At 56.2% G+C, this 25,805-nt stretch carries 21 protein-coding genes; 3 read left to right on the top strand and 18 right to left on the bottom strand.

Annotation, left to right across the window (positions count from 1 at the left end; genetic code table 11):
- Positions 1-15: 15 nt before the first annotated feature.
- Together ACA047_RS25080 and ACA047_RS25075 are read right to left on the bottom strand one after the other, a co-directional pair.
- A complete protein-coding gene (locus tag ACA047_RS25080; RefSeq protein ID WP_497353986.1) occupies positions 16-918 on the bottom strand; it encodes a glycine betaine ABC transporter substrate-binding protein in 903 nt (300 codons plus the stop codon).
- Positions 919-944: 26 nt separating this feature from the next.
- Positions 945-1,661 (bottom strand): ABC transporter permease, encoded by a 717-nt coding sequence (locus ACA047_RS25075; RefSeq protein ID WP_497353984.1) that lies wholly within the window; start codon positions 1,659-1,661, stop codon positions 945-947.
- A gap of 331 nt (positions 1,662-1,992) precedes the next feature.
- Between ACA047_RS25075 and ACA047_RS25070 the strand changes: the two genes are divergently transcribed.
- Positions 1,993-3,576, top strand: a complete 1,584-nt coding sequence (locus ACA047_RS25070) for a peptide chain release factor 3 (protein WP_497353982.1) — start codon at positions 1,993-1,995, stop codon at positions 3,574-3,576.
- A gap of 68 nt (positions 3,577-3,644) precedes the next feature.
- On the opposite strand, the gene ACA047_RS25065 is transcribed toward ACA047_RS25070, so the two are convergent.
- The 4 genes from ACA047_RS25065 to ACA047_RS25050 all read right to left on the bottom strand — a co-directional run bounded on the left by ACA047_RS25065 (position 3,645) and on the right by ACA047_RS25050 (position 7,653).
- Positions 3,645-4,199 (bottom strand): protein-tyrosine phosphatase family protein, encoded by a 555-nt coding sequence (locus ACA047_RS25065; RefSeq protein WP_497353980.1) that lies wholly within the window; start codon positions 4,197-4,199, stop codon positions 3,645-3,647.
- Positions 4,200-4,268: 69 nt separating this feature from the next.
- Complete coding sequence (locus ACA047_RS25060) at positions 4,269-5,447, bottom strand: hypothetical protein (RefSeq protein ID WP_497353978.1); 1,179 nt, start codon at positions 5,445-5,447, stop codon at positions 4,269-4,271.
- Between the two features lie 125 nt (positions 5,448-5,572).
- A complete protein-coding gene (locus ACA047_RS25055; protein ID WP_497353976.1) occupies positions 5,573-6,562 on the bottom strand; it encodes an alpha-xenorhabdolysin family binary toxin subunit B in 990 nt (329 codons plus the stop codon).
- Positions 6,563-6,597: 35 nt separating this feature from the next.
- Complete coding sequence (locus tag ACA047_RS25050; protein WP_497353974.1) at positions 6,598-7,653, bottom strand: hypothetical protein; 1,056 nt, start codon at positions 7,651-7,653, stop codon at positions 6,598-6,600.
- 425 nt (positions 7,654-8,078) lie between these two features.
- On the opposite strand from ACA047_RS25050, the gene ACA047_RS25045 reads away from it, so the two are divergent.
- Positions 8,079-9,182, top strand: a complete 1,104-nt coding sequence (locus ACA047_RS25045) for a hypothetical protein (protein ID WP_497353972.1) — start codon at positions 8,079-8,081, stop codon at positions 9,180-9,182.
- Positions 9,183-9,731: 549 nt separating this feature from the next.
- A complete protein-coding gene (locus ACA047_RS25040; protein ID WP_497353970.1) occupies positions 9,732-9,974 on the top strand; it encodes a hypothetical protein in 243 nt (80 codons plus the stop codon).
- Positions 9,975-10,166: 192 nt separating this feature from the next.
- On the opposite strand, the gene ACA047_RS25035 is transcribed toward ACA047_RS25040, so the two are convergent.
- From ACA047_RS25035 to ACA047_RS24980, 12 genes are all read right to left on the bottom strand, one after another.
- Positions 10,167-11,147: a peptide ABC transporter ATP-binding protein gene (locus ACA047_RS25035; RefSeq protein ID WP_497353968.1), complete on the bottom strand. Its 981-nt coding sequence runs from the start codon at positions 11,145-11,147 to the stop codon at positions 10,167-10,169.
- Positions 11,147-12,115, bottom strand: coding sequence for an ABC transporter ATP-binding protein (locus ACA047_RS25030; protein ID WP_497353966.1), 969 nt, complete (start codon positions 12,113-12,115; stop codon positions 11,147-11,149). Before ACA047_RS25030 ends, ACA047_RS25035 begins: the two co-directional genes overlap by 1 nt.
- A 10-nt stretch (positions 12,116-12,125) precedes the next feature.
- The gene (locus ACA047_RS25025) at positions 12,126-13,037 is read right to left on the bottom strand and encodes an ABC transporter permease subunit (protein WP_497353964.1); all 912 of its coding nucleotides are present in this window, start codon (positions 13,035-13,037) and stop codon (positions 12,126-12,128) included.
- A 10-nt stretch (positions 13,038-13,047) separates the two neighbouring features.
- Complete coding sequence (locus ACA047_RS25020; RefSeq protein ID WP_497353962.1) at positions 13,048-14,058, bottom strand: ABC transporter permease subunit; 1,011 nt, start codon at positions 14,056-14,058, stop codon at positions 13,048-13,050.
- A gap of 234 nt (positions 14,059-14,292) precedes the next feature.
- A complete protein-coding gene (locus ACA047_RS25015) occupies positions 14,293-15,888 on the bottom strand; it encodes an ABC transporter substrate-binding protein (protein WP_497353960.1) in 1,596 nt (531 codons plus the stop codon).
- Between the two features lie 76 nt (positions 15,889-15,964).
- On the bottom strand, positions 15,965-17,380 hold the full coding sequence (locus ACA047_RS25010; protein ID WP_497353958.1) for an OprD family porin: 1,416 nt from the start codon (positions 17,378-17,380) through the stop codon (positions 15,965-15,967).
- 165 nt (positions 17,381-17,545) lie between these two features.
- Positions 17,546-19,144: an ABC transporter substrate-binding protein gene (locus ACA047_RS25005; RefSeq protein WP_497353956.1), complete on the bottom strand. Its 1,599-nt coding sequence runs from the start codon at positions 19,142-19,144 to the stop codon at positions 17,546-17,548.
- 305 nt (positions 19,145-19,449) lie between these two features.
- Complete coding sequence (locus tag ACA047_RS25000) at positions 19,450-21,075, bottom strand: ABC transporter substrate-binding protein (protein WP_497353954.1); 1,626 nt, start codon at positions 21,073-21,075, stop codon at positions 19,450-19,452.
- A gap of 255 nt (positions 21,076-21,330) precedes the next feature.
- Positions 21,331-22,932, bottom strand: a complete 1,602-nt coding sequence (locus tag ACA047_RS24995) for an ABC transporter substrate-binding protein (RefSeq protein ID WP_497353952.1) — start codon at positions 22,930-22,932, stop codon at positions 21,331-21,333.
- Between the two features lie 595 nt (positions 22,933-23,527).
- Positions 23,528-24,208, bottom strand: a complete 681-nt coding sequence (locus tag ACA047_RS24990) for a PP2C family protein-serine/threonine phosphatase (RefSeq protein WP_497353950.1) — start codon at positions 24,206-24,208, stop codon at positions 23,528-23,530.
- Positions 24,205-24,909 carry a hypothetical protein gene (locus tag ACA047_RS24985; protein WP_497353948.1) on the bottom strand — a complete coding sequence of 235 codons (705 nt, stop codon included), beginning with the start codon at positions 24,907-24,909 and terminating at the stop codon, positions 24,205-24,207. The genes ACA047_RS24990 and ACA047_RS24985 overlap by 4 nt, the downstream gene beginning before the upstream one ends.
- The gene (locus ACA047_RS24980) at positions 24,906-25,637 is read right to left on the bottom strand and encodes a MarR family transcriptional regulator (RefSeq protein ID WP_497360538.1); all 732 of its coding nucleotides are present in this window, start codon (positions 25,635-25,637) and stop codon (positions 24,906-24,908) included. The genes ACA047_RS24985 and ACA047_RS24980 overlap by 4 nt, the downstream gene beginning before the upstream one ends.
- Positions 25,638-25,805: the final 168 nt, after the last annotated feature.

Raw genomic sequence — 25,805 nt, 5'->3', positions numbered from 1 at the left:
GGCTTTTCCTCCAGGTCATTGGGTTGAGAGCAGGGAATGCTGACGCAGGAAATCGGCGGCAACGGTGGAGGGGCTTTCATGGTTGACGTCCACGCGGGCGTTGAGCTGGCGCATGGTTTGATCGTCGAACAGCTCGGCCAGGGGCTTGAGTTGCGCGGCCAGTTGCGGATGCGCATCGAGGAAGGCCTGGCGCACCACCGGCGCGGCGGTGTAGTCGGGGAAGTAATGCTTGTCGTCTTCCAGCAACTTCAGCTTGAAAGCGTTCAGGCGGCCGTCAGTGGTGTACACCAGCCCGGCGAATACCTGGCCGTTGTGCAGGGCGGTGTAGACCAACCCCGCATCCATCTGCCGGATGTTCTTGCGGGTCAGGTTCATGCCGTACTGCTCAACCATGCCCGCCAGGCCGTCGGAGCGGTTGGCGAACTCGGTGTCCAGGGCCACCAGATGATTGTCATCGGCTTCGGCCTGCAGCACCGTATTCAATTGGCTGATGGTATTGATCTGCGGGTACTTCTGCGCGACGTTCTCCGGCAGGGCCAGGGCGTAGGTGTTGCTGAATTTCGACGGTGACAGCCAGACCAGGCCTTTTTTGGCGTCGAGTTCTTTCACCCGGGCGTAGGACTGGGCGCTGTCGAGTTTCTCCGTGACATGGTTGTAGGCCACCAGCGACACGCCGGTGTACTCCCAAAGCATATCCAGCTGCCCGGTTTCATGGGCGCTGCGGGCCAGGTTGCTACCAAGGCCACCGGTGATCTGTGCGTCGTAACCCTTGCTGCGCAGGTATTGCGCGGTGATTTCCGCCAGCAGCGTCTGCTCGGTGAACACCCGCGCGCCGAGGCGGATCACGGGTTTTTCAGCGGCTTGGGCGAACCCTGCGAACAGCAGGACACAGCCCAGTATCAAGCTCAACTTCTTCATAAACGATTTCCTTTATCCAGCCTGGCTTATGACGGTCGCAGACCGCGTTCCAGCCAGAGGCGGCTGGCCAGTGTCACTAGGCCGTCGAGCAGCAACGCCAGCAGGGCGGTGCAGGCCGCGCCGAGCAACAGCTGCGGCTGGTTGTTCAGGGCAATGCCGGGGAAGATCAGACTGCCGAGGCTGTTGGCACCGATCAGGAACGCCAGCGGGGTGGTGCCGACGTTGATCGCCAGCGCCACGCGCACGCCACCGACCATGATCGGCACGGCGTTGGGCAGTTCGACTTTCCACAGCACTTGGCGCGGGGTCATGCCGATGCCGACGGCGGCTTCCTTGAGGGAGCCCTGGACGTTTTTCAGGCCTTCGTAGGTGTTGCGCACGATGGGCAGCAGCGAGGCAAGGAACAGGGCGAAGATCGCGGGACCGCTGCCGATACCCAGGATGCCCAGGGCGATGGCCAGCACGGCCAGGGGCGGCACGGTGTTGCCGATGTTGAACACTTGCATGAAGCGTTCGGCGCGCCCGACCATGCCGGGGCGGCTGAGGGCGATGCCAGCGGGGATGCCCACAATCAGGGCCGCCAGCATGGAAGCCAGTACCAGCACCAGGTGCGCTTGCAGGTAAAACAGTAGATCGTCGTGGTAATGCTGGATCGTATCGATGCCGATCCAGTGGATCAACAGGGCCAGGAGGGCGACGACGACCGCACCTCCGATAAGCCCTTTGCCATAGCGGATAGCCACAGGCGGACTCCTTTGTCTTTCAGTCGGCGCACGCCTTCCCGGGCGGCAAACCATCACTGGTTGCCGGGAAAGCGTTCGCGAGAAGCAGCTCTGTTCAATGCCGGTAAAACGGCATGAAATCGAGCCATGAGCGCAGCCTCGTCAGGCTAACTTGCTGATTTTTCAGTCCCTGACGAACAGCCGTATCAGGGGGGTGGACGCCTCCACGCTTCAAAAGGTTCCCATGCTGGGGAGTATCTGGCCACCCCGGATGTGCTCAACGGTTCGGTTCCTGGCGCAAGTTGAGCTATAATCGCCGCCCTTTTTTGAATCACCTGCCAGGCGATTTCCCATGACCAAACAGGCCGCCGAAGTCGCGAAACGCCGCACTTTCGCCATTATTTCTCACCCCGATGCCGGTAAGACCACCATCACCGAAAAGCTCTTGCTGATGGGCAAGGCGATTGCGGTTGCCGGCACGGTGAAATCTCGCAAGTCCGACCGCCATGCCACCTCCGACTGGATGGAAATGGAAAAGCAGCGGGGTATTTCCATTACCACGTCGGTCATGCAGTTCCCGTATCGCGATCACATGATCAACCTGCTCGACACCCCGGGCCACGAAGACTTCTCCGAAGACACCTATCGCACCCTGACCGCGGTGGACTCGGCGCTGATGGTGCTCGACGGCGGTAAAGGCGTCGAGCCACGGACCATCGCGCTGATGGACGTCTGCCGTCTGCGGGACACGCCGATCGTCAGTTTCATCAACAAACTCGACCGCGACATCCGTGACCCGATCGAGCTGCTCGACGAGATCGAAGCGGTCCTGAAGATCAAGGCTGCGCCGATCACCTGGCCAATCGGCTGCTACCGCGACTTCAAGGGCGTGTACCACCTGGCCGACGACTACATCATCGTCTACACCGCCGGTCACGGTCATGAGCGCACCGACGTCAAAATCATCGAGAAGCTCGACTCCGACGAAGCCCGCGCACACTTGGGCGACGAATACGACCGTTTCGTCGAGCAACTGGAACTGGTGCAGGGCGCCTGCCATGAGTTCAACCAGCAGGAATTCCTCGACGGCCAACTGACGCCGGTGTTTTTCGGTACCGCGTTGGGCAACTTCGGTGTGGACCATGTGCTCGACGCCGTGGTCGATTGGGCTCCACGCCCACTGCCGCGCGCCGCCAACGAGCGCACCGTGGAGCCGGTTGAAGAGAAGTTCTCGGGCTTCGTGTTCAAGATCCAGGCGAACATGGACCCCAAGCACCGAGACCGCATCGCCTTCATGCGCATTTGCTCCGGCAAGTACGAAAAAGGCATGAAGATGCGCCACGTGCGCACCGGCAAGGACGTGCGCATCGGCGACGCCCTGACGTTCTTCTCCTCGGAACGCGAGCAACTGGAAGAAGCCTTTGCCGGTGACATCATCGGCCTGCACAACCACGGCACCATCCAGATCGGCGACACCTTCACCGAAGGCGAAGCCCTGGGTTACACCGGTATTCCGCACTTTGCCCCGGAACTGTTCCGCCGCGTGCGCCTGAAGGACCCGCTCAAGTCCAAGCAGCTGCGCCAGGGCCTTCAGCAGCTGGCCGAAGAGGGCGCCACCCAGGTGTTCTTCCCGACCCGCAGCAACGACATCATCCTGGGTGCCGTCGGTGTGCTGCAGTTCGACGTGGTCGCCAGTCGCTTGAAGGAGGAATACAAGGTCGAGTGCTCCTACGAGCCAATCACCGTGTGGTCGGCGCGCTGGGTCGATTGCAGCGACAAGAAGAAATTCGAGGAGTTTTCCAACAAGGCTGTGGAAAACCTCGCGCTGGATGGCGGCGGTCACCTGACCTACCTGGCCCCGACCCGGGTCAACCTGGCGCTGATGGAAGAGCGTTGGCCGGATGTGAACTTCCGTGCCACGCGTGAGCATCATTAAGGGCAGAGCGTTGGACGCATATAAGGGTGGTCGTTAAGACCACCCTCATTCAACCAACACACAGCATTTCAGGGGTTTTGCATTTTGTAAAACTCGCGCAGAACTTTCTCCTGGTCATCTGTCTCCGCAGTCGACGCTTCAATAAGCTCTTCTAACTTCGATGCCGGGCTTCCTTTGGGGAGTTTGTATATGGCATAAGCTGTCATCATCGTGCCGGTCCTTCCCTGACCAAATCCACAATAGACTAAAGCATTGCCTCTGCTCAGAATGTTATCAATCGCTTGGCACCCAGATAGAAGCTCTTGGGTTGTGGGGGGGCTGAAGTCCTCAATGGCGAGACTGTGGTAGGTGATGCTTTCATTGGCAAGTGCTACCGCGCTGTGATCATATATCAATTTTTGATTTAAGCTGACAATGCCCTTGATATTATAGATCTTTAAAAGTGCGATGACCGGAGAGTCAAATTTTTGAAGCGTGTCAACGTTACCGTCATAGTACGGTTGTGAGCTTCTGAATACCCTGGTATTGCCTTTATCGAAGGTAACCCAGTTTTGGAAGACTGCGGTCTTGCCTGAGGATAGTGTTTTCACATAGTCGGTCAGGCTGCTGACACTTTTTTTCATTTTAGTTCTCCAGTAAGTTCGCTACTCCGCTACCGAGCAAAATAGTTGGGCTGGCCATGCGATAGGGTGTTAGGTGATATCCTGGAAATAAGACATGTCCTCGATATGTCCTTTGGCGAGCCCTTGGCTGGGAGTGAAGCGAGTGCCTTGGGCAGACTTGAAGTTTGTGAATTGCCCATTCAATAGGATTTGACGGTCACCTTTTACTTCTTGACTTTGGTTTGAGTAAGTGGTGTTTCGCATATTGACGTAGTCATCGTACTCGCTTTTTATTTTAGCGAGCACTTGGTTGCCATTAACGCTTAGGTCGGGATAGTCACCGCTACCAGCCGTGTTGATTGAAAGTGTTGGGTCCCAACGGTTCAAGCATTTCATCGCCAGATAAAAAACCAAATCGGCGGGTTCAGAAAATGTCCCGGGCCTACTTTCGCCATCTGCTGCTTGATTACCTATCAAGGTGGTATGGCGACCGGCTATTGGATAGATATGTACCCGCGTGTTCGGGGCCGTATCGGGAACTATGCAGGGCAGGCTGGCAGATCGCTCATCTCGAGCATAAAACCCCACGTACTCCTGCACGTTTGCGCCAAGCGTGGTATGTATTGACTCTGAGTTAACAGCGCTACCGATAATGGGATCAATGGCAAGGATATTGATGGGGGCAGATGCCAGGCTGCTGTTTAATAGGTAATTCGCTAACATATGGCAACTCACAGCTCCTCGCCCCCAGCCAACCAAGTTTATATTGGTGATGGATGACGGGTCTGTTCCATAGGGTGGGGGGTTGGTGTTTACTATTATAAGAAACTCACTAAGTAGCCAGTCCTTCGGATATTCATTGAGGGCTATATCGTCGTCAAAAAATGTTTCATCTTTTTGGGGGAATTGGCCTTGTATGAGATTTAACGTTCGATACGTATTATGTTTCCAGCGATTGTTGAATTGTTCGTCGGTAAGCTTTAATGAGTAGGAAGGGTCGGTGAATTTACTGTCACTTAGAAAGTACCCACTACCGGGGCCGTTTATGGAGATACAGGGGCCATAATGGAGATTGTAGGCAAGTCTGTGATCGTCGGGTGATAGATAACTCCACGCATTGCGGTTAAAAAAAGAGGCGTTCCCGATTGAAAGTTTTGATATGAGGTGCGCTCTCGAACCTGTCGGGATTTGGTCAAGTCCGTACACCGTGTCGGTGTTAGACAGGCTGATGTCAGAGTCGCTATTAAAAAATAAAGTTAATGTGGCCATTGCCGAAAACTCCATTGCTTTTAGTGTATGTGTTTGCTTTTAGTGTATGTATTCCCAGTGCTCAGTTACGCCAGAACCCACGGCAACCGCCAAAACGTTTTGCCATGGGCGGGCTACAGGTTCGACTAACCTCGGAGCCATACCGTAGAGAGACTATTAGCATAAGCCTTCAGTGCGGGGGCATGCTCTACGAAGCGGTTAGCAATTTCCTGTACCTCAGAGCCCACAAAAACAACTGTGATAAAGGCGTTGATTGATTCATAGATTTTTTCGACTTCAGCAACATACTGGGCCTTTGGCTCCCGCAGCTTCTCAAAGGCCAGTATTTGTTTTGTCTCATCGAAATTTGACTTGAGTTGTCTATCGATATCATTGTTACGAGCATTTCGCGCATTGATCTTTTGTATAATTTCAATGCGAGCCTTTAGCATATCGTCATGTTTTATTGCGGCGTCAGCAAGCTTCAGGATGGTTTTCGCTGCCACTACGCCTTCTTTGACCAGCTCCTTTTTAAAGGTTGCTGGCGAATCACTTGCCGTGACGATATTGTCAACTTGGTTTAAAATTGGCAGGGCTTTGTCATACAAAGACTCTGATTCATAAGCCTCAATTGCTATATCGAGAGCTTGTTTTTTCTGCAACATGACATCGTAGTGGTCTTCGTCCATTTCCAGCTTTGAAATGGCTTGAAGACTTGTTCTTGTATCTGTGAGTTCTTGAAGTCTGTAGGTGTTGCTGGCGTAGCTCATTGTTTTCAAATTGTTGGTTGGTGTGTAAAGCTCGTTACGTAAAGCGATAAGTGTGTTTTTTTTGGTGTTAAGCGTAGCGCTCAGGTCGCGTTTGTAGTCAGCTAATACGCTGCCCTCCAACTCTCCAAGATCGACCAGCGCAGCTTCGATATCAGTCGTGTCGATGGCATTGCTGACTTTGCGCAAAATGTCATTGGCATTCTGATCAACAATGCTGAGGTTTGTTGCCAGTGCTGATAAATCACTGTGTAGTGCGGGTATGTCAATAAGGCTAAGTTTTATTTTTGCATAATAATTAATGATTTCTCGGCAGTCTTTGATAGCCATTAGATTAGGTTTGTTAAATGTCATGTCGGCGGCGCTCATGGTCATATACCTTTGCGAGAAGTTAACGTTAAGGATTAGTGAATGTCCAACCTAAAGGCGTTCATAAGTGCGGCAGAGTTGTCTTCAATGCTGCGCCAGTCCAGTAACAATGCTTCCAGTTTTCTTACGAAGAGACCAAGATAGGCGTAGCTCGCGTTGTTTTTGAACTGATTCGAAGAGTCATCAATAAGCAATAGGATGTTTTCCCAATGACTATGGAGCTGCATGGTGGCTTTAATTGCCGGGTTTACGATATCGTATAAAGACCCCATGCCGATATTGAGTGTGTGAAGTACGCCCTTAAGCTGGTTATCTGTTGCCAGCTTGTTAAGTATTTCTTCTCGGCGCTTGATAAGATCTCCGCCGGGTTTTCCTACCGCTATGTTTTGTTCTATTGATGATAATAGTGGACTGAATATTGTTACGAAGTCCAATAGATTGTGCATGAAACTTGGCTTTGCTTGTACTTGCGTAATATTATCTGCAAGCCTAATTAGTTCGCGGCGGATGTTGGAGATTTCTGCGTCCAGCGCGTCGGGACTTGAAACCTGTATCATTCTCCCAATCCACGGCTCGATGGTATTGATGAGTGTATTTTTAAAACTATCAAGGTCCACTAACGCTGCTGTGCTTTTTCGCTTTTTTTCATTAATAGAGTCCTTGATATATTTGACTGTTTGCTCCAGCGTTGAAATCTGACGTTGGTCGTCACCGTCAAGTGATATTGAAGGGAAGTCACTGAGCTCGCTTTCTGTCAAATCACCAATTTTTCTGGATTTATAGCCCTCCATATTTTTAACAATGTCGACAGCCTCGTCGCCATACTCATGTATGTCTTTGGAGAAGGCCACTAGGACGGAGCTGATAGTGATCATGCTGTCCTGAGTTTTTTCCCATGAGTTGGCATGAGTGTTGATGGTTTTGTAGTTGTTCACGATTTCGGTTACGAGTGTATCGGGGGCGTTATTTATCTGGTTTTTCACACCCTCAGCTGTCAAGGGAAGGAGTTTTCCTGTTGAGACATAGCGTGAAATAACGCGTACGTCGTCACTGGTTACAACTGGGGCTGGGTAGTCTGGGCCGTATTCCATGATCAGTTTCCTTCAAAAAGAGTGGCTTGGTTTCACGGGTGTGCAATCAATGGACCGGATCTCTTTAGCGTTAATGAACTTTGTCTATTAGGCATTGTTTGCAAACCGCCAAGTAATTGTTCGGAGCGCTCATGAAAGGCGGTCATGATTGAGAGATGATGCCTGGGAGTAATTAAGCAATACGAAGGGGGGTTGGGGTACTGTAAGATATGACAGGTGATAATACTTTTTTGGAATAAAGGGCTGAGAGGGTGTTTTTTTTGTTATATTGCAGAAAATTCTTGCGCCGTATTCACAATTTTTCAACTTTGTCTACTGTCAGGGTTCACAGTTGGCAGGGTCGCGATAGGCGGCTATAAACTGTCATAAGCCACTTGCCTTACGGTGTCTAGTGCATAAAGATATCTATTCATGAGGTAAAAATAATGTCCGGCCAGCCGCAATATGAATCCATTATTACCGCGAGAGAGATTGAAGTGGTCAGGGAATACATCAGTCTTTCAACCCGGCTTCGAGCCGACTATGACAGCATGAAAAGAAGTACTGCTTTCACTACGCTTTCGAGCCAGTGTGGTCTCAGTACCGCCTTAGATGAACAGGGCGTTAATACCTTGATTAGTGCTGTTTTAAGCCATGCAGGAAGGTGGGCGGGCATTGAAGTAAACATGCGGGCGTTGTGCAAAGAAGTTTTTGTGTACTCAGAACGTTTTACTGCGGTCAGTGCTGCTATTGTTGGGCAAATAAAGGCTCTGCCTGGATACGACAGTTCTTCGGCCCAACTCAGCGGTTTACCTGAAGAGGCATGGGAGGGGATATCGATCCCATTGGGCGAGGCAGATCTTACGATTATCCCTTCCATCAAAATGGCAATTGACGAGATGTCGGGAGAAATCAGCAGTTTAAAAGTGACAGGGGGTAATTTGAGAGATGATGTTTTGAGCTTTAAAACCGAGCTTATGAATATGATTCAGACGGCGTTTCGTAAGATCACTCAATTGGATACCATACATGAATTGGAAGAGGAACTTTCGCGCGTCGGTATGAGTGAGAATGATCGGCTGATCGTGAGAGGGCACATGCACAATGTAACCTCTGCATTTGCTGAGGTGGTGGCGCAATCTTATATACGGGATAATAAGGTTCCGAACGCTGGGCTGATTAACTACTACAAAGACGACTTCGAAAGAATTCTACAGGGGTTGCCGTCAACCAGCGCAGATATCCTGAAAACGTTAGTGATAAAAATGCGCAGTGATGCTGTACTAACACAGCATTTTTCAGCTTTTCATGATGCTGTTGAGCATTTGGATATGCCTTTGGTGTTTGCTGATAAAGGGGTTGGGCAGCTTAGGACATTGTGGACGGTTACCCTGGATGTCGTGCAGAGTGTTCAGGATCGGATTCTTCAAGTTACGTCATTTGCGCCGATAAAACGTATTGAGAAATCACTTGCTTCAGCCGCGGCGCAGTGGCTGTCTGCACGAAGCAATGCAGAAGAGTTGGATAAAATATTGGCAACACCTTACTGACGTGGCGTTAACAGGTGGCGCGGTGGCGCGATTGAGTTTTAGTTTGAAGTGTCGACTTCAATGAGTGCTGTTTCCTTTATTGGGCTCGGCTATCTTTCTACTGGTCAACTATTCATGGTTATAAGTTTCAGACGAAATCGTTGAAGTAGTCGCTGCTGAGAATGTGTCCTATTGGCAGTCCTTTTTCTGGGGAGTAGCGAGTGCTGTGTGCCGTAGTGAAGTTGTTACTTTTGCGATTGAATTATGTCGGCAGCCTTTGAAGAGTGTCGGCCTACCATGGCGCAGGCGGGGCCTTTCGCGGATGTGAGGGACCGTCAAAAAGCTTTGTGGGGCAGCTGTGGGAGCAAGGCTTGCTCCCACAGGGGATTACAGCCAGCTGTCTGTTTCTTCATAACCGTTCGGGATAAGCCTTATTCGAAACCAATCTGTCTTTGCAGGGCATTTCCAGCTGTCCAGCAGCGTCTTATCTGGTGAACCGGTCTGTTCAGGACTAGTTTTCTTGAGAGCCGTCAGGCTTTGTCTTCATCCAGACAAAAGAAGGAATCGGCTATGAACATGTTTCTGCGCGGAGTGTTTTTGCTGAAGGTTTTGGTGATGTTGTCCCTCGGTTCATCAGCGGCCTGGGCCGAATGCGATGAGCATGAAAAGCAAGCAGCGAGCGGGAAAGTTGCGCAGGGTGAGTTGATGCTTGCCACGAACGAAGAACAGAAACCCGGCGATCAGGATAATGACGACTCGACGATTGATGATCCCGATGCCGACGATGGTGATGAGGGTGATAGCCAGACGTAGATTTCAAGCATAAAAAACCCCTCCAACTCGATTGATCGTAATCGGGGAGGAGGGGATTAGCTGCTCCAGCTTACCTAGCCCGTGGCGAGGTAGCTTGCTCCCGCTGGACTGCGCAGCAGTCCCGAAAAGGGTCCGCTTCGCGGCCCAGCGGGAGCAAGCTCCCTCGCCACAAGTGCTCTACTGCCTTTTGCCTTACGCCGCGCCGTCGAGAAACTGCTCGGCGTAATGACAGGCCACCTGGCGGTTATCCAGCAACCGCAGGGCTGGTTCTTCGCTCTGGCAGCGCTCGGTGGCGTACGGGCAGCGCTTGTGGAAGGCGCAGCCGGACGGTGGGTTGAGCGGGTTGGGCAGTTCGCCGACGATTTTGATCTTCGGCTTGTTCGGGTCCGGGTGAATGGTGGGTGTGGCCGACAGCAGCGCCTGGGTGTAGGGGTGCAGCGGGCGGCTGTAGATAGCGTCCTTGGGGCCCATTTCCACAGGGCGGCCGAGGTACATCACCATCACGTCGTCGGCCACGTGTTGCACCACCGCCAGGTTGTGGGAAATGAACACGTAGGCGGTGTTGAATTCCTGCTGCAAGTCCATGAACAGGTTCAGCACCTGAGCCTGGATCGACACGTCCAGCGCCGACGTCGGTTCGTCCGCCACCAGCACTTTGGGCTGCAACATCATGGCGCGCGCCAGGGCGATGCGCTGGCGCTGGCCGCCGGAGAACATGTGCGGGTAGCGCTGGTAATGCTCGGGGCGCAAGCCCACCTGCTTCATCATCGCCTGGACTTTCTCCCGCCGCTCGGTGGCCGACAGGCTGGTGTTGATGAGCAACGGCTCGGCCAGCTGATCGCCGATTTTCTGCCGTGGGTTGAGGGACGCGTAAGGGCTCTGGAACACCATCTGCACGTCTTTGCGCAGTTGCTTGCGTTCGGCCTTGTTGGCGCCGGCCACTTCCTGGCCGGCGATTTTCAAGGAGCCGGAGGAAGGTTCCTCGATCAACGTCAGGGCCCGGGCGAGGGTGGATTTGCCGCAACCGGATTCGCCCACCACGGCCAGGGTCTTGCCGGCTTCCAGTTCAAACGACACGCCGTTGAGGGCGCGCACGGTCGCGTGGCCTTTGAACATGCCACGGGACACTTCGTAATGACGGGTCAGGTCACGGGCGGTAAGTACGACGGCCATCACGCCACCTCCTGGTTCAGCGGGTAGAAGCAGCGGGCGAGGCTGGCGGCTTTCGGGTCAAGGGTAGGGCGTTGCTGACGGCAGTTGTCGCGCACGTACGGGCAACGTGGCGACAGCAGGCAACCTTGCGGACGGTCGTAGCGACCGGGAACGATGCCCGGCAACGTCGCCAGGCGCTCGGCGCCCATGCTGTGCTCCGGAATCGCCGCCAGCAATGCTTCGCTGTACGGGTGGGCCGGAATGTCGAACAGCTCAGGCACCTGGCCCACTTCCACGGCTTGGCCGGCGTACATCACGCATACGCGCTGGGCGGTTTCAGCCACCACCGCCAGATCGTGGGTGATCAGCACCAGGCCCATGTTCTGTTCTTTTTGCAGGGCCAGCAGCAGGTCCATGATCTGCGCCTGGATGGTCACGTCCAGGGCGGTGGTTGGTTCGTCGGCGATCAACAGTTTCGGTTCGCCGGCAATGGCCATGGCAATCGCCACGCGCTGGCTCATGCCGCCGGACAACTGATGGGGGTAGGCGTCCATGCGGCTGGCAGCGCCCGGGATCTCGACTTTTTCCAGCAGTTCGATGGCGCGTTTACGGGCGGCCTTGCCGGACATCTTCAGGTGCAGGCGCAGCACTTCTTCGATCTGGAAACCCACGGTGTAGCTGGGGTTGAGCGCGGTCATTGGGTCCTGGAACACCATCGCCAGGTCTTTGCCGACCACCTGCCGACGCTGGCGGTTGCTCAGCTTGAGCATGTTCTTGCCGTCGAAGTTCAGCGCATCGGCAGTGACGATGCCGGGGTGCTCGATCAGGCCCATCAGCGCCATCATGGTCACGGATTTACCCGAGCCCGATTCGCCGACGATGGCCAGGACTTCGCCTTTTTCCACGGTAAGGTCCAGACCGTCGACCACCGGAACGGCGGTGGCGTCGCCGAAGCGAACGTTGAGATTCTTGATTTCTAGCAGTGACATGGGAATCTCCTCAGGCGGCATTCTTGAGTTTCGGGTCCAGCGCATCGCGCAGGCCGTCGCCCATCAGGTTGATTGCCAGCACGCTGAGCAAAATGGTCAAGCCGGGCAGGCTCACCACCCACCAGGCGCGTTCGATGTAGTCGCGGGCCGAGGCCAGCATGGTGCCCCACTCAGGGGTTGGCGGCTGGACGCCCAAGCCGAGGAAGCCCAGGGCGGCGGCGTCGAGGATCGCCGAGGAAAAGCTCAAGGTCGCCTGCACGATCAGCGGCGCCATGCAGTTGGGCAGCACGGTGATGAACATCAGGCGAGGCAGGCCGGCACCGGCCAGGCGGGCGGCGGTCACGTAGTCGCGGTTCAGTTCACCCATCACCGCAGCACGGGTCAGGCGCACGTAGGACGGCAGCGACACGATGGCGATGGCGATCACGGTGTTGATCAGACCTGGGCCGAGGATGGCGACAATCGCCACGGCCAGCAGCAGCGAGGGCAGGGCCAGCATGATGTCCATCAGGCGCATGATGGTCGGGCCGAGGATGCGCGGGAAGAACCCGGCGAACAGGCCCAGCAGGATGCCCGGGATCAGCGACATCACCACCGATGACAAACCGATCAGCAGCGACAGGCGCGAACCTTGGATCAGCCGTGACAGCAGGTCGCGCCCCAGTTCGTCGGTGCCCAGCAGGAACTGGATCTGCCCGCCCTCGAGCCAAGCCGGCGGGGTCAGCAGGAAATCGCGGTACTGCTCGCTCGGGTCATGCGGGGCGACCCAGGGGGCGAAGATCGCGCAGAACACCACCAAGATCATGAACATCAACCCGGCCACGGCGCCTTTGTTGTGGGAAAACGCCTGCCAGAATTCTTTGTATGGGGACGGGTACAGCAGGCTTTGATCGACTGCTACCGAGGTAGTTGGAGTACTCATTGATTTGATCTCAGCGCTGGTGACGGATGCGTGGGTTGGCAAAGCCGTAGAGGATGTCCACGACGAAGTTGACCAGAATCACCAGGCAGGCAATTAACAGGATGCCGTTCTGCACCACGGGATAGTCCCGGGCGCCGATGGCTTCGATCAGCCACTTGCCGATGCCCGGCCAGGAGAAGATCGTTTCGGTCAGGACCGCACCGGCCAGCAGGGTGCCGACTTGCAGGCCGACCACGGTCAGCACCGGAATCAGCGCATTGCGCAGGCCATGCACGAAAACCACCCGTGCAGGCGACAGGCCTTTGGCGCGCGCGGTGCGGATGTAGTCTTCGCGCAGCACTTCCAGCATCGAAGAGCGGGTCATGCGGGCGATCACCGCCAGTGGAATGGTGCCCAGCACAATGGCCGGCAGGATCAGGTGATGCAGGGCATCGAAGAACGCGCCCGGCTCATCGGCCAGCAACGTGTCGATCAGCATGAAGCCGGTTCTCGGCTCAATGTCGTACAAGAGGTCGATGCGCCCCGACACCGGCGTCCAGCCCAGGGACACCGAGAAGAACATGATCAGGATCAGGCCCCACCAGAAGATCGGCATCGAATAGCCCGCCAGGGAGATGCCCATCACCCCATGGTCGAACAGGGACCCTCGCTTGAGTGCCGCGATCACCCCGGCCAGCAGGCCCAGGATACCGGCGAATAACAGGGCGGCCATGGACAGTTCCAGGGTCGCGGGAAACAGGGAGCTGAACTCGGTCCATACGCTTTCACGGGTACGCAGCGATTCGCCGAGATCACCGTGGGCCAGTTTGCCGATGTAGTCCAGGTACTGGGCATACAGCGGCTTGTTCAGGCCAAGGCGTTCCATTGCCTGAGCATGCATTTCGGGATCGACCCGACGTTCGCCCATCATCACTTCCACGGGGTCGCCGGGGATCATGCGAATCAACGCGAAGGTCAGCAAGGTGATGCCGAAGAACGTGGGGATCAATAATCCCAGTCGGCGGGCAATAAAACTAAACATCTTCAGGTGTACCTCATCAGCCGGTTAGGCATGCCCGGGAGCCCTTGGGTCAGGGCTGCCGGGCGCTTTCTAGGCTTTAAACGAGAAGTGCCTGCGCGACGATCATGCTGCGTTGAAAACAGGTTCGGGCGCGAGTCCGATCGGAATGCTCATTGACAACCAGTCAACTCCGCTTCCTCGCCTGTTTTCGCCTTGCCTGATCGCCGCTCGGCGACTTTTCGTTCAAACCCTTATCTACTTCACCTGGGTAGTGGCGAAGTTATTGGTGGTGAGCGGGCTAATGACGTAGCCCTCTACGTTCTTGCGCATTGCCGTAAACATGCGGGTGTGGGCCATGCTGATCCACGGTTGGTCCTGGTTGAAAATCACCTGGGCCTGCTCATAGAGCTTGGCGCGTTCCTCAGGGTTCACGGTGGCGCGAGCCTGGTCGATCAGCGCCTGGAACTGCTGGTTGCACCATCGGGCGTAGTTTTCGCCGTTCTTGGCGGCCTCACAACTGAGCATAGGTGTCAGGAAGTTATCGGGGTCGCCGTTATCGCCCGCCCATCCGGCGGACACCATGTCGTGCTCGCCGTTTTTCGCGCGCTTGAGCATTTCGCCCCATTCCATCACACGGATGTCGACCTTGATCCCGACCTTCGCCAGGTCGGCCTGCATCATCTGCGCGCCGAGCATCGGGTTGGGGTTGGTAGGGCCGCCGCCGTTGCGGGTGAACAGGGTGAACACGGTGCCTTCCGGTACGCCGGCTTCTTTAAGCAACTTGCGGGCCTGGTCCAGGTCGCGAGTCGGGTTTTTCAGGTCGTGGTTGAAGCCCAGCAGTGTTGGCGGGTACGGGTTGACCGCCACGGTGGCGTTGCCCTTGCCGAACAGCGCGTTGACGTAGGCTGCCTTGTCGAAGGCCAGGTCGATGGCTTTGCGCACCCGCACGTCGCTCATGTACTTGTGGCTGGTGTTCATGGCGGTGTAGGAAACGGTCATCGCGTCCAGTTCGGCGACCTTCAGGTTGGGGTCTTTCTTGATGCCGGGGATGTCGTCGGGTTTGGGGTACAGCGCGATCTGGCACTCGTTGGTCTTGAGCTTTTGCATGCGCACGTTGTTGTCGATGGCGATGGCCAGCACCAGTGCATCGGCCGGTGGCTTGCCGCGGAAGTAGTCCGGGTTGGCCTTGAACCGCACCTGGGCGTCCTTGTTGTAGCGCTGGAAGACAAACGGCCCGGTACCGACTGGCTTGCTGTTGAGGTCGCCGGTCTTGCCTGCCTTGAGCAATTGGTCGGCGTATTCGGCCGGGTAGATCGAGGAGAAGGCCATGGCGATGTCGGCCAAAAACGGCGCTTCGCGACGGGTCAGGGTGAACTTGACCGTATGGTCGTCGACTTTTTCGACGCTTTTAAGCAGGTCTTTGAAACCCATGCTTTCAAAGTAGGGGAAGCCCACGCTGGACTTGTCGTGCCACGGGTGTTTGGGGTCCAACTGGCGTTGGAAACTCCAGACCACGTCGTCGGCGTTCATGTCGCGGGTCGGCTTGAAGTATTCGGTGGTGTGGAACTTGACGCCTTGGCGCAAGTGGAAGGTGTACGTCAGGCCATCGTCACTGATGTCCCAGGATTCGGCCAGGGCCGGAACCACTTCGGTGGTGCCGGGCTTGAAGTCGGCCAGGCGATTGAACATGGTTTCCGCCACGGCATCGGCGGTGACTGCAGTCGTGTACTGGACGATGTCGAAGCCTTCCGGGCTGGCTTCTGTGCAAACCACGAGGGGTTTGGCCGAGGCGCCAACGGCGACACTCAGCAAGGCAGCGGCAATCGCTGCTTTTAGGGGGAGCATGTTCATCTGCAATCCTCTGCAATCGGTTAAACGGCAAAAAACCGAACGGCCAACCTCGTGAGTCGGCCGTTCGGCGGAGGGGTTAGAGAATGTTGAACGGGACGGTGGTCACCACGCGGAACTCGTTGAGGCTGCCGTCGGCCTGGTTTTCGCTGGCGCGGTGTGCGGTGTAGGTCGCACGGATCGCGGTGGCTTTCAGTGGGCCGCTCTGTACGGCATAGGACGCGCCGATGCCGTATTCGTAATGGTGCTCACCGTCCATGGCCTTCACGTCGCTGTAACCGGTGCTGTTGTAATGGGTGCCGTCAATGCCCCAGCCACGGGCCTGGTAGATGTTGAACTTCAGGCCCGGCACGCCGTATTCAGCCATGTTCAGGCCATAGGCGATCTGGAAGGATTTCTCGTTCGGGCCGTTGAAGTCCGACAACAGGGAGTTGGCCAGGTAGATGCCGTTGGTTTCGTGCAGGTAGTCGAAGTACTCGTTACCGTTCACTTCCTGGTACGAGAACGTCAGGCTGTGGGCCTGGTGCGTAAGGCCGAACGACAGGGAGTAGGTGTCGTTGTCGATCTCGCCCAGCTTGCTTTTGCCCGAATCCACGGTCTTGTAGTAGTTCAGGCCGGTGGTCAGGCTCAGCACCGAACTGTCGCCCAGTTCATGGGTGGCGCCGAAGTAGTACTGGTTCCAGAGGTCTTCGGCCTGGGTCGCCCAGAGGCTGGTTTTCAGGCTGGCCAATGGCTGATAGGTGATACCGGCGGTGTTGACGTGATCGGTTTCAACGCTGCTGTCGCCGTATTCGGAACGGAACTTGCGCTGGCTCTCTTCGGTACGGGGAGAGTTGCGGTCGAAGGTGGCGACGTCGAACGCCAGGTTCTCGAATTCTTCGCTGTGCAGGCTCACACCCTGGAAGCTGGAGGGCAGGGCACGGTTGCCGATGACGTCGACCATCGGGCTGCTGAAGTTCTGGCGGCCGGCGGTCAGGGTGGTACTCGAAACACGGGCCTTGAGGTTCGCCAGGCCCAGTTTGCTCCACTGGCCGACGGCGTCGCCGCCTTCACGGGTCAGTGTACGGTTGTTACCGGCGCCAGGGCGGGTGGTCGGTGCGCCGCCATTGTTGGAAGCCAGGTCTTTGCGGTCCTGGTCCAGGGCGATGGCGTTGTAGGCGGCTACTTCGGTGCTGAAGCCAACGGTGCCTTCAGTGAAACCGGAGTTGTACTTGACGATGGTGCCCTGCAGCCAGTTGATACGGCGGTCGGTTTCCCGCGCTTCGCCGTTCTTGCGGTAGGTGAGTTTCGCGCCGCGCTTGAATTGCTCGTTGGCATACCAGTTACGGGTCGAACCGGTCACCGACTGGCCTTCGACGAAACCTTTGGCTTCGCTTTGCTCGCTGGTGGTCTTGAGGGTCACTGGGGTGACCGCCTGGCTCTGGGATTCTGCATAGGCCGTCGCGGTGATGCTGCTGATGGCCAGGGCCAATATCGCGGTGCTGCTCATTTTCATGGTGAAGCTCCTTTTTACTTTTTTTTAGCGCCGGTTTTTTGTGGTCCGGCTATTGGTTTTTAACTCATTCACAGATAGCAAACGTTTGCATTTAGCCTGATCGGCGAATTTCGGCAAAGCGTCTGCGTAAGGGCTCCTGGGAGCCCTCGCTGTTTGGCTAATCGGTTATGGGGTCAGGCTGACGCCTGAGAACACGTTGCGACCGAAGGGGCTGACCTTGAATCCTTCGACTTTGGCACTCAGCGGCTGGTTGACCGTCGAGTGGGCAACAGGGGTGATCGGCACTTGCTGCTTGAGCAACTGCTGGGCCTGTTTGTAGAGCTCGGTGCGCTGGTCGCGGTCGGTGACGACTTTGGCCTGCTTGATCAGCTTGTCGTAATCCTGGTCACACCACATGGAGTAGTTGTTGCCGCCGATGGCGTCGCAGCTGTACAGCGTGCCCAGCCAGTTGTCCGGGTCACCGTTGTCGCCGGTCCAGCCGATCAGGCTGACGTCGTGCTCGCCGTTCTTGGTGCGCTTGATGTACTCGCCCCATTCGTAGCTGACGATCTTCACCTTCAAGCCGATTTTCGCCCAGTCGGCCTGGAGCATCTCGGCCATCAACTTGGCGTTGGGGTTGTACGGGCGCTGCACCGGCATGGCCCAGAGGGTGATTTCGGTGCCGTCCTTGACCCCGGCGGCCTTGAGCAGCTCCTTGGCTTTTTCCGGGTTGTAGGCGGCGTCCTTGATGGTCTCGTCGTAGGACCATTGGGTCGGCGGCATGGCGTTGACCGCCAGTTGCCCCGCGCCTTGGTACACGGCATTGAGAATGCTTTGCTTGTTCACCGCCATGTCCAGCGCCCGTCGCACCTCGACCTGGTCGAAGGGTTTGTGGCGGGTGTTATAGGCGATGTAGCCAAGGTTGAACCCGGGCTTCTCGATCAGTTTCAGCTTCAGGTCGTTCTTCAAGGCGGGCACATCGGCCGGACGCGGGTGCAGGGTGACCTGGCATTCATTGGCCTTGAGTTTCTGCACCCGAACCGACGCATCGGTGTTGATGGAGAAGATCAGGTTGTCCAACTTGACCCGTTCCGGCGCCCAGTACTGCTTGTTGGCGACGTAGCGGATGTTGGAGTCTTTCTGGTAGCTCTTGAACTCGAACGGCCCGGTGCCGATCGGCTTCTGGTTGATGTCGCTCGGCTTGCCGCTCTTGAGCAACTGGTCGGCGTATTCGGCCGACAGGATCGCGGCGAAGCTCATGGCAATGTTCTGGATGAACGCTGCATCCACGCTGTTGAGGGTCATGACTACGGTCAGCGGCCCGGTCGCCTCCACCTTGGCGATGTTCTTGTTCAGGCTCATGCCGTTGAAATACGGAAACTCCGTGGGGTAGGCCTTGCGGAACGGCTGCTGCGGGTCAAGCATGCGGTTGAAGGTGAACAGCACGTCGTCGGCGTTGAAGTCCCGTGTCGGCGTGAAGTAATCGGTGGTATGAAACTTCACCCCCTCGCGCAGGTGAAAAGTGTATTTCAGGCCGTCTTCGGAAATATCCCAGCTGGTCGCAAGACCCGGTACGACGTTGGTCGCGCCTTTTTCAAACTCGGCCAGGCGGTTGTACAGCGGCTCGGCGGCATCGTTGTCGGTCGCCGTGGTGTATTGCGCGGTGTCGAAACCAGCAGGGCTGCCTTCGGAGCAGAACACCAGGCTGTTGGCGGCTTGGGCCATGGACGTGACAGCCAGCAGGCCGGTGCCCAGCAATGTAGATAAAACCAAGGTATGGCGCATGACGCTCCCTCTCTCGTTCGGGGTGTTAACAGTGAGCCGGCGTCCTTCCGGGGGCGGTCGGGGCACTGAGTTCAAGCCATTACGTGCAGCGATGCCGCAGGATCAGCAAGCCGACCAGGCCCCTGACGGTAGGTACCGTGGGCCAGGCAGTAAATGCGTAACGCCTGAAAGACTTGTGGGAAAAGGAGATACGTCCTAAATCAACTGCTGTGGTACGCAGCGCGTTTGGATGTAGGCAATTTCCTAAGTCTTGGTCTCGGCAGATAAAGCAACGGCGTCGTTGAAACGCCGCCGTTGCCTACCTTTTAATTGCTGACGCTGACGCCGTAGAAGGAGTTCAAGCCGAATGGGCTGATCTTGAAGTCCTGCACGTTGGCGCGCATGGGTTGATACACCGTCGAGTGAGCGATAGGTGTCATTGGCACAGCATCTTTGAGGACGTGTTGCGCCTGTTTGTACAGTTCGGTGCGCTTGGCCTGGTCGGTGGTGCGCTTGGCGTCCTTGACGAGACCGTCGAACTTCTTGTCGCACCATTTGGAGAAGTTGTTGCCACTGAGCGAGTCGCAACCGAACAGCACGTTGAGCCAGTTGTCCGGGTCACCGTTGTCACCGCTCCAGCCAATGATCATGGCCTGGTTCTCGCCGCCCTTGGAGCGCTTGATGTACTCGCCCCATTCGTAGCTGACGATGTTGACGTTCAGGCCGATTTTCTTCCAGTCGGACTGCAGCATCTCAGCCATCAGTTTGGCGTTCGGGTTGTACGGACGTTGAACCGGCATCGCCCACAGGGTGAGGTTGGTACCTTCCTTGACGCCGGCTTCCTTGAGCAGCGCCTTGGCTTTCTCAGGGTCGTACTTGGCATCCTTGATGGTGGTGTCATAGGACCATTGGGTCGGCGGCATGGCGTTGACCGCCAGTTGGCCGGCGCCCTGGTAAACCGAATCGATGATCTGCGGCTTGTTGACCGCCATGTCCAGCGCCTGGCGAACTTTCAGGTCGGCCAGTATGTTCGGCTCATTGCTGCCTTTGATCTTGTCCATCACGTTATAGGCGATGTAGCCCAGGTTGAAACCGGCCTGGTCAGGCATCTTCAGTGCCTTGTCGTCCTTCAGTGCCTTGAGGTCGGCGGGGCGTGGGAAGAGGGTGACCTGGCACTCGTTCTTCTTCAGCTTCTGGATACGTACCGATGGGTCGGTGGTGATGGCGAAGATCAGGTTGTCGATCTTCACGTCCTCAGGCTTCCAGTAGTCCTTGTTCCCGGTGTAGCGGATGTTGGAGTCTTTCTGGTAGCTCTTGAACACGAACGGGCCGGTGCCGATCGGTTTTTGGTTGATGTCGCTCGGCTTGCCTTCCTTGAGCAACTGGGCAGCGTACTCGGCGGACTGGATCGAGGCGAAGCTCATGGCCATGTTCTGGATAAACGCGGCGTCAACATCCTTGAGGACGAATTTGACGGTGTGGTCGTCGACTTTATCGATCTGGGTGATGTTGGTGTCCATCCCCATGTCGGTGAAGTACGGGAACTCGGTTGGATACGCCTTACGGAACGGGTCATCCTTGTTGATCATGCGATTGAAGGTGAACAGCACGTCGTCGGCGTTGAATTCGCGGGTCGGCTTGAAGTACGGGGTGGTGTGGAACTTGACGCCTTCACGCAGGTGGAAGGTGTAGGTCAGGCCGTCTTCGGAAATATCCCACTTGGTCGCCAGACCAGGAATCACAGCGGTGCCGCCGCGTTCGAACTGGGTCAGACGATTGAACATGGTCTCTGCAGAGGCGTCGAAGTCGGTTCCGGTGGTGTACTGGCCGGGGTCGAAACCGGCTGGGCTCCCTTCGGAGCAGAACACCAGGTTAGTCGCCGCTTGGGCGAATGGTGCGCTGGCTAATAAGCTTGCGCCGACTAAAAACGGAATGACCGCGTGTTTAAGCATGTTGGCCTCATGATTTGTTGTCATTTTTGGATTTGAGGGCGACCTCGTGAGTCGTCCTGCGGATACTTATGCAGGGCCCATACCCAATGCAAGATCCCGAACGGTCACAAGTCTGAAACAGTGGCACGAACGTACCTTAATGTCGCATCTGTATAAGTTCTGACGCATTTGATCGTTTGCGCGTGTTTTTTTGTTACGAAAGTCGCTCTGTACCGGTGCGCTTGGAGGCCGTTACGCACCGGGTTGGGGCGGGTGTTACCTCTTCAAACCCACGCCGTAGAAGGGTGTAAGGCCAAACGGGCTGAGTTTGAAATCCACCACTTGTTTGTTTATCGGCTGAAATACTGTGGAGTTGGCGATAGGTGTGATCGGCACCTGTTGCTTAAGGATTTTCTGCGCCTGTTGATATAAATCGATCCGTTGCTGGCGGTCGGTGGAGACCTTGGCTTGCTGGGTCAAACGGTCGTACGCCGGGTCGCACCACTTGGCGTAGTTGCTGCCCTTGACCGCCGCGCAGCTGTAAAGCACACCCAGCCAGTTGTCCGGGTCGCCGTTGTCGCCGGTCCAGCCGTAGATCATCACGTCGTGTTCGCCATTCTTGGCGCGCTTGATGTACTCGCCCCATTCATAGCTGACGATGTTGGCCTTGATCCCGATCTTGGCCCAGTCCTGCTGGATCATCTGCGCCGACATTCGTGCATTGGGGTTGGACGCGCGCTGCACCGTCATTGCCCATAAGTTGATGGTAGTACCAGGCGCAACCCCGGCCTCCTTGAGTAGCGCCTTGGCCTTGGTCACGTCATGGGGCGCGTCCTTAATGCTCGGGTCGAACGACCACTGGGCCGGTGGCAAGGCGTTCTGCGCCAGCTGCCCGGCGCTCTGGTACACGGCTTTGATGATCGCCGGTTTATCGATGGCCATGTCCAGCGCCTGACGGACCTTGAGCTGGTCCAGGGGCGGATGCGTCACGTTATAGGCCAGGAAACCCAGGTTGAAGCCGGGCTGCTTGAGCACTTGCAGGTTCGGGTCTTGCTCCATTACCTCGATGTCGGCCGGGCGCGGGTAGCCGCTGACCTGGCATTCGTTCTTCTTGAGTTTTTGCAGGCGCACGGCGGCGTCCGGGGTGATGGAAAAAATCAGGTTGTCGAGCTTCACGTCCTCGGGTTTCCAGTACGCCGTATTGGCGGCATAGCGGATCTGCGAGTCTTTCTGGTAGCGCTTGAACACGAACGGACCCGTGCCGATGGGTTTCTGGTTGAGGTCGCCGGCCTTGCCTTCCTTCAGCAACTGCGCCGCATATTCGGCGGACTGGACGGACGCGAAACTCATCGCCAGGTTCTGCACGAAGGCCGAATCGACGTTGTTCAGGTTGAAGCGCACGGTGTGCTCGTCGACTTTTTCGACGCTTTTGATCGTGGTGTTCAGGCCCATGTCGGTGAAGTAGGGCGACTCGGTGGGGTAGGCCTGGCGGAATGGGTGTTGCGGGTCGAGCAGGCGCTGGAAGGTGAACAACACGTCGTCGGCGTTGAAGTCGCGGGTGGGGGTGAAATAGTCGGTGGTGTGGAATTTCACGCCGTCGCGCAGGTGAAAGGTATAGGCCAGGCCGTCGGCGGATACATCCCAACTCGTTGCCAGCCCAGGCTCGACTTCGGTGCCGCCGCGCTTGAACTGGGTGAGGCGGTTGAAGACGGTTTCGGCCGAGGCGTCGAAGTCCGTGCCGCTGGTGTATTGGCTGGGGTCGAACCCGGCGGGGCTGGCCTCGGAGCAGTAGACCAGGGTGGTGGCGGCTTGGGCCAGTGGGGCACTGCTGATGAGTGCGATAGCGAGCAGGAGCGGTTTGACGGTGGTTCTGTCCATGAAATCCCTTGGGGGTGGTGAGGTTTTCTGGAGAGTAGCGTTGTGGGGGGGAATGTTGGAAATATCCAAAAGTGAGGGGGACCCTTGGGTTTGGGTATAGCTCTGGGGACGAGGCGGCCTTACAGCCGACCTGTTTCTTCCGGGTGTGCCCCGATCCAATTGTGGGAGCGAGCCTGCTCGCGATGGCGGCCTTATAGCCGGCCAGGATTTTGTGGGCCGAGTACATATCCATTCCTGCGGTAACGGCCGCTTATGGTTCCGCCCTTACGGCGGCTCACTTTTGAGAAGCGCAAAAGTAAGCAAAACGCTTTTGCCCCACCACTCGGCACCTCGCCTAGGCTCGGTATGCCCGAACGCAGGCATTGCTCCGTGGGCCCGCCGCGAAGGGCCATCCATGGCCCAGCGCGGCTACCCCGGCATCCATGCCGGGGTGCCCACTGCGCAATGCCTGCGTTCGGCCAGCGTGGTTAACGGGGCGCCGAGATCAACGTCCGAAGCGAGGCGGCCTGACAGCCGGCCTATTTTTCACGGCTGTACTCCGAATCCAATTGTGGTGGCGAGCCTGCTCGCGAAGGCGGCTTAAATGAGATGATTGTTAAGCCGGGATCTGCACGACTATCCAGGAGACGTCATCATCGGCTTGGATGGGATCAAACATCTCGACTTCCAGCAACTGAGCCTCTGTCACATTGCTCAAGTCAGCCCAGAAACCATCGGTTGCAAAAACCAGTCTTTCACCTTCAATAATCGTTCTTGTGACTATCTCGGGGTCTGGTCTATTCCGTGCTTTGAAACACCGGCTTACTCGGTGCCTGCCTGGATCTGCTGCCAATTGTCTATGGTCACGATCACGCTTCCAGTTGGCAAGGCAGTGAGGTGCTGTGAACCAGATGATCGGGCTATTTGAAAAAGCCACGCCAGCGCAGCAGTCGCCTTCGTAAGCGATTGTGAGAAGTCCTGCGGCGGCTACACCGACCAGATAGCTCGCCGATCCTGTGAAGGCTGTCGAAAAGAGTTTGTCGTGTGCATCATTCAATATTTCCTTGAGTAATACCGCAGCCTCTTCATGGCTGTTGTCCGGATAGCTACTCGCGATTTTCTCGCCGTACCGTGTGAGTATCTGCTCGACAAGCGCCTGTGCGAGCTTGCCGCTGCCTGGCCTTGACGTACCGTCGACGACGACAAATAGCCCCCGGGCTCCGTCGAATCTTACTCCCACACAGTCACGGTTCTCATCTCTTGCCCGACCTTTAATAGACCTGGCTGAGTGAATCATTTGATGTCGCTCAGTTGTTTCAGGCGCTGATAAATCAGCTTGCCTCGGCCTGGATTTGCGCTGACCGAATGCGAGCTTTCGATCACATATTCGAACGAGCTGAGTGCCAGCAGGCCGGCGATGCCAGCCGCGATGTACGTTCGAAGTTCTTGATTTGCTTGCGAAACCTCCTCTAGCAAACTCTCTCGGCCGTCTACAACGAGGACGATATCTTCGACGTCTTTGTGGTAGGCATCGCCGTTGCCGCGACCTTTGAACGCTTCAAGCTTTGTAGCGATAAAGTAGGCTGGTTTGAAAATTTTGATCGCAATCCCGCTGGGCAATGTGATGGTATCAGCCTTCGCAAGGCCATCCACAAACCAGCGGTTCTCATAGCCGAGCACCTCTTTCACAGAGGGCATCACGTCAACAATCACATCGTTGTACTTGAACCGACACGTTACGTCACTGTACTCGGCGGTAATCTTGAAACCCTTATCGGCCAAGCGCTCTGTCAGTCTCTGCCAGTCAGCAATGCCGCCCAGCTCAATGACCAGGTCAACGTCGTCAGTACTGCGGATATCGTCCAGCACAATGGCATCTGTACATAGAAGCCAGGTTGTGGAACCGCCAACAAAAGCGACTTCCTTTAAAAGCTCATCGCCCAATCCCTCTGCGACGGTGCTCAATATCTCGTAATTGTGATCGGAGGCAGCGCTCAAAGGCCCATACCTTTTTTAAGGAGTTGAATGGCAACGCTGGTTTCGCGTGGTCCGCCCAACCTGATGGAGTCCAATAGGGCCAAATAATGGTAGAGGGTGCGGTCCTTCTTCACTGCTTCAGGCACTGTTTTGTAAATGGGTGCAACGGCCTGACCGCGCTCTGTGCCATGCGGATCGGGCCAGACGTGGATATGTTCCCCTGCACTTTTAAGGTGTTTGGAAAGCACGGGCGATGCAAAGCCTGTTGGAATCCCTCTCACCAGGGCGCCAGGCTTGACCGGAAAAAAGTACTTCAATGCGTGCTCGGTGATGCTTAGAAGGGCGAGGCGATTCACCTTGGGCAGAGAGCTTTCATAGTCGTTTGTTACCAATCCAGCCTCCCGGCATCGGACGATTGAGTTTGATATCTCACTTTTACTCAAGCCCAAGGACTCAGCCAGGGCTCTCAGGGTGTAGCGGTCTTCCCACTTGGCCGCGGCTCTTTTTTGGGGGAGATCATCGTCGGCGTCCCACCCTTCCCACTGGAACGAGTCTGCGTCGATGATGCGTTTTATGGCGACCTCTAAGTTGTCCCAGGATTTTTCAGGCGGCGGGGAGGTGATTAATTTTGATTCAGGGCTGTAGTCATCCGGCAGCAAATCAATCTTGGATAGGCCGCCCCATGCCACTGTTTGGCTGCCAGTCAGAGACACTTCTTCCTGCGCGTGAAGGCTGGCCATTTTGTACATGAGCAGAATATCTTGACTTTTCACGGTGTCACAATCTCAGTCTGTCCACATTCCATAAAACGTGGACAAGTTTTGCGCGCTGTTTTTTATGATGTCAAAGCTTATTTTTAAGAAGCCCCCGTGCCGGTCAAACATTCTCCCTCGCCACGGGTTTTGCGGGGATTCAGG

The sequence above is a fragment of the Pseudomonas sp. LBUM1664 genome, from assembly GCF_059695895.1.
This window is presented reverse-complemented; position numbering and strand designations above follow the sequence as displayed.